Annotated in this window: 4 protein-coding genes; 3 read left to right on the top strand and 1 reads right to left on the bottom strand. The window is 40.4% G+C overall.

Annotation, left to right across the window (positions count from 1 at the left end):
* Positions 1-441: 441 nt before the first annotated feature.
* The 3 genes from GC093_RS01885 (at position 442) to GC093_RS01895 (ending at position 3614) form a co-directional block, all read left to right on the top strand.
* Positions 442-2190 (top strand): zinc-ribbon domain-containing protein, encoded by a 1749-nt coding sequence (locus GC093_RS01885; RefSeq protein ID WP_171650159.1) that lies wholly within the window; start codon positions 442-444, stop codon positions 2188-2190.
* Between the two features lie 273 nt (positions 2191-2463).
* Positions 2464-3078: a hypothetical protein gene (locus tag GC093_RS01890; protein WP_171650160.1), complete on the top strand. Its 615-nt coding sequence runs from the start codon at positions 2464-2466 to the stop codon at positions 3076-3078.
* A gap of 164 nt (positions 3079-3242) precedes the next feature.
* The gene (locus tag GC093_RS01895; protein ID WP_171650161.1) at positions 3243-3614 is read left to right on the top strand and encodes a YrzE family protein; all 372 of its coding nucleotides are present in this window, start codon (positions 3243-3245) and stop codon (positions 3612-3614) included.
* A gap of 126 nt (positions 3615-3740) precedes the next feature.
* On the opposite strand, the gene GC093_RS01900 is transcribed toward GC093_RS01895, so the two are convergent.
* Positions 3741-4958, bottom strand: a complete 1218-nt coding sequence (locus GC093_RS01900) for an IS110 family RNA-guided transposase (RefSeq protein ID WP_171650162.1) — start codon at positions 4956-4958, stop codon at positions 3741-3743.
* Between the last annotated feature and the right edge of the window lie 252 nt (positions 4959-5210).

Below are 5210 nucleotides of genomic sequence, written 5' to 3' on the forward strand. Positions count from 1 at the left end.
AAACGTTAGTTGAATGACAACAGCGGCAGTCTAAGACTTTATTTTTAAGTCTTGGTCAGCCGCGGTTTCTTTTTAATGGATCAGTCTAAAACTTATATTTAAAAAGCTGATGTTTCTTCAATACGAAAACCGCGTTAAATCAACGATTCCAGTCTAAGACTTTATTTTCAACGAACAACTGTAGCTGCGGTCACTAGTACCCGCAGGTTAATGCATCCAGCATAAAATAATCCTTTACTATGATGTCGTTTATTAACCGAGATAAATTTAGGCAAAATGGTGACACGATAAAACAACCTTGTCAAAAGATGGGTACCGCCTTATAATTTTTGTTAATGGTAATCTTTTCAATAACCTTGAAGTATCATTAATTAATCGAGTGTTCAAAATGAGTAAAAGTCGCTGATCACAGCGGCTTTTTTACTATCATCGGAGGTTTAGATGAAAAACAAAAAGTACTCAATAAAAGATATGAGGTTACTTGCGCAAAAGCGCGAGGGACTTTGCCTCTCTGAAGAATATATAACCGCTACTAGTCATCTATGGTGGAAGTGTAAAAACCCAAATCACGATGAATGGAGAGCAACTCCCAATAAAATTATGCAAGGCAGATGGTGTCCTAAGTGCGGCAGGGAAGTTACCGCAAATAAACAAAGAGGCGCTATCGAAGAAATGGTGGAGCTAGCTACAAGGAGAAACGGGAAATGTTTATCTACAGATTACGTAAATAACAATACTAAACTTCTCTGGGAATGTGAGCACGGTCATACATGGCTTGCGACTTCTGAAAAGATTAAAGGTGGTCGATGGTGTCCAAAGTGTGGAATTAATCGAAGATCAGCTTTAAGACGTTCATCGCTTGAGATAATGCAGCAGCTTGCAAAAAAACAAAACGGTGAATGTTTATCAACTCAATATACTGATTCACAAACCAAACTTACGTGGAAATGTGAGAAGGGGCATGTATTTGATGCTCAGCCTAATAATGTGAGCTATGGTAAATGGTGTCCGAGGTGTTCAAATGAAAAGGTTGGTTTATTGAGCAGATTGCCGTTTGAAGTGATTGTGCAAGCTGCGGCGGAAAAAGGCGGTGCCTGCCTCTCCAATGAAGATGATTACTTTGCTGGCAATTCACTGTTGATGTGGCAGTGCAGCGAAGGTCACATATGGAAAACCAGAGCAGCTTCTATTCGTCGTGGTTCCTGGTGTCCTGTCTGCAACCGGGGCTTCAATGAACGCAAATGTCATCTCATCCTGGAAGAACTGCTTGGTAAACCCTTTGAGAAAAACCGGGATGTGTTGGAAGGCTATGAGCTTGATGGATACAATGCCGAGATTGGTATCGCTTTTGAATACCACGGTTTGCAGCACTATGAATACGTGGAGATTTTTCATCGAAGCATCGAGAATTTTCACAAACAGAAGGAGCGAGACCGCTTCAAGCGAAAGCTATGCGAAAATAAGGGCATATGCTTGATCAGCGTGCCTTACACGGTTTCCCACGACGACACTCTCTTTTCCAACTTTATATATCTCAGCTTGAAAAAGAAGAAAATTGACTGTAAACCTCCGAGGAAAGATTTGGATCTAAAAACAGTACGCATAAAAAAAACTAACGATCTTCTAGAATTGAAGCGCCATGCGGAAAACAGGGGAGGTACGTGTCTGTCAGAGGTTTACCTCGGCTCGGAAGTCAAATTGCCTTGGAAATGTGCAAAGGGGCATATTTGGGAAGCTATCCCCTATTCAGTCAAGAGTGGTACGTGGTGCCCTGTCTGTGGTTCGCTCAAAATGTCAATAGAAGAAATGCACGAGACCGCAGCCTCAAGAGGGGGCAAGTGCTTATCGGAAACCTACGTCAATAATATTACACCGCTGCTTTGGGTTTGCAGCGAAAATCATGAATGGTACGCGAAGCCTACTCGTGTGAAAGCGGGATCGTGGTGCCCGGTTTGTGATGATATGGATAGGCGGAAAAAGCATTATAAAGAAGTGGTGACTGCAGTAGAGAGCAAAGGCGGGAAATGTCTCTCTGTATGGGAAGACTACACTAATAACCGAGCAAAACTGCAATTTGAATGTTCCCACGGTCACCAGTGGCAAGCGATTCCAACGACCGTGAAAAAAGGGAGCTGGTGCCCATGGTGCTATAGAGGTCGGAAAACCGAAAGTAAGCTTTCGTTTGACTGAGGTTTGTTAACGGAGAACGATAGTTCGAATAAGCAGCGACAGTCTAGGACTTTATTTTCTCGTCCTGGCTGTCGCTGCTTCAATTTCTAGTGTCAGTCTAATACTTATTTTATGGATTAAAAGATGTAAGGTCTTATTAAAATTCAGTCGATACATTATCATTATTAAAACAGAAAGTTATAGATACCACGCGCTAAAAATAGGACTCAGGAGGTATTATCACATTATTTGACGAATATTTTCATTTTCAAAATTTGTTTGGGAGGTATTAGGGTGAAATCAACAAAAAGTTCAAGAACAAAGCTTTGGAAATTTTTTGGGGTTGTACTTTTTGTTTTCTTTTTGAGTAAATATCTTTATGAAAAAAATGAAACAGTTAAGGTTTCTAAAGTGGAAGATATACAGCAAGAGCAAGTTATAGAAAAAATAACTAAGAAAGAGCAAGTGACATTAGAAGAAACTTCAATTAAACCTATTATTTATGTTAAAGAATTAGCTGGGAAAAACATACTTGAAGTTGAACAAATTCTTGGAAAACCTGTTAGGTCACGTGTTCTTGGAGATAAAGATAAGGTACATAGTGACCCAATGAATAATTATTATAGGAATGATTATATATCTATGTTTACAGATTACGGAAGAGTGGCAATTTCTTTTATTGATGGCAAAGCAAATCGTATAACATTAAATACAACAAATGATGAATATAAAATAATAAAACGTGAGGAACTTTCAGCACTCTTAGGTCTACCCAATATTAAGTTAGAGCAACATGGAACTTATAAATACTATTTCGCTAATAAAGTTGAAGGATTCTACGAAGTTATAATTGAGGATTATGGAGAATGGGCAAGCATTACAGTAATAACTGATAAAAAATACAATTGAACGGATAACGTTTGTCAATAGACATCATTGAAGAAGCTGCCGGTACGGATCGGCAGCTTCATTACGTTAACGGGTTAGTGGGAAGTACAGGAAAGGAAATAATCCTATTAATGGAGAATTTGTAGTTAGAAAACGGAGACCATCGAACAACAAGGAGGAATAAAGTGTTTAAAGATATTTTAACAAGCCTTAGAGCTATTACTGCTGGTTATTTCTTTGATGTAATAGGTATCACCTTAGTTATGATTGCCCTTTCATTTACACCATTGAAGGGAGCATATTGGGTTTATTTAATTGTGAGCATCTTATTTATAGTGCTAGGTGGTTATATTGCATCAAACGTTTCAAGAAGATATAGATTAATCAATTCAACAGTCGTAGGATTAATTCATATTCTTTGGGCTTTATATAGGGGAGGCTATATTGAAACTACTCATGTATTAGCAATACAAATATTGGCGGTCCCACTGGCAGTTTTAGGTGGATTATTATCTAAGAAGCAAAAGCCAGTAGTACGTGAAGTCGAGCAAATATAACAAATGTAGTTTAAGCTCCCATGAAAATTAAATCCGCAGTCGCAGAAAAAGGCCGCACTGAAGAAGACGCAGCTCATTCATTTTTTTGAAAAGCGTCTGAATAATGGATGTTGAAATGGTTCGGAATTAGGAATTAGCTGCAATTGTCACGGAGTAACCTAAGCTCTCAAGTCTACGAACAGCATAATTTGCAATAGACTGTTGTTTCTGTTTGTCATGGTAATCTTCGCCCAGGTCTATATAAGTTTCTTTACGAGTCAGAAGATAAAACGCAATTTTCAGCATAGCATGAGCCACATTTATAGCTGCTCGTTTTTTACCTTTTCGTGCTGCGGTACGTCTATACATGGCGCCGAGAAAGTTCTTTGATGTTGCAACGGAATGGGCTGCTTCTACTAAGGCGGATTTCAGATACTTGTTTCCGTTTGTGGTTTTGGCAGATTTCTTTTTTCCTGCACTTTCATTATGTCCAGGTACCAATCCAGCCCAAGAGCATAAATGTGCTGCACTGGGAAATTGTTTCTTAATATCCGTTCCGATTTTCGCCAAGATTTGTTCGGCCATTCGAGTGGCTATACCAGGGATTGAATCTAAACGTTCAACATCTTCATGAAAAGATTCTACCCGCGTAGCAACTTCCTGATCAAGCACCTCAACTTGTTCGGTTAAAAAATCAATGTGAATTAAAATGGTTTTGATCATGAGACGTTGGTGAGGGTTTACGTAGCCTTGAAGAGCTAGTTCAAGCTCGTCCTTTTTTCGTTTCAAGGTACGTCTGGCGAAGCTCGCTAGTTTTTCGGGATCATCTTCTCCATCTGCAATGGCGCGCAGCATATCACGAGAGGAAACACCCATAATGTCAGAGACAACGGAACCAAGCTTAATATTCGCTCCCTCTAATACCTTCTGAATGCGATTGTGTTGTCTGGATCTCTCTTCGATGATGCTGCGACGATACCGAACAAGCTCTCGAAGTTCCCGCTGATTTCGGTTGGGAATGAAGCTTGCTTTAAGAAGTCCGTGACGGAGAAGCTTGGCAATCCATTCCGAGTCCTTGACATCTGTTTTACGTCCAGGCAATGCCTTCATATGCTGGGCGTTCACGACTAAAAATTCAATTCCTTCAGCTTCAAGCAGGTTGACGATTGGCTTCCAAAATACCCCGGTGCTTTCCATCGCAACGTGAGAACATTCGTGTTGTTTGATCCAATCGATGAGTTGTAATAGATGCACCGTTTTAGTTGAAAACGTTTGGATATCCTTTCCCTTCGACGTTAGAATGCATGCTGTAATGTTGTCCTTATGGATATCCATACCGCACGCTCGTTCAATGACAACTTCCACCTTAACTACGCCCTCTCTACGGCTAAATTAGGTAAGAGACTGGTGCAACAACCAGAGTAGGATTAATCTCCCATGAGTGCTTCCCCGAGGGGAACGACAATCTGTGATGCACCGTGGTCGTTGGAGTCAGACTAACGGATGGGCTCGTAGGCACCATAGCTTATCGACCTTCCTCTCCCAGCCATAGTAGCAGTATGGACGGATCCTAAACATTTTCATCATCTGTGGTGCGGCGCATGCGCCGCATGTATG

It is taken from the genome of Paenibacillus foliorum, assembly GCF_013141765.1.
In the GTDB taxonomy this organism is placed as follows: domain Bacteria; phylum Bacillota; class Bacilli; order Paenibacillales; family NBRC-103111; genus Paenibacillus_S; species Paenibacillus_S foliorum.

What these genes read in the sequence shown, in the direction of transcription:
- GC093_RS01885 (WP_171650159.1), top strand. Translation starts at nt 442, where the DNA reads ATGAAAAACAAAAAGTACTCAATAAAAGATATGAGGTTACTTGCGCAA.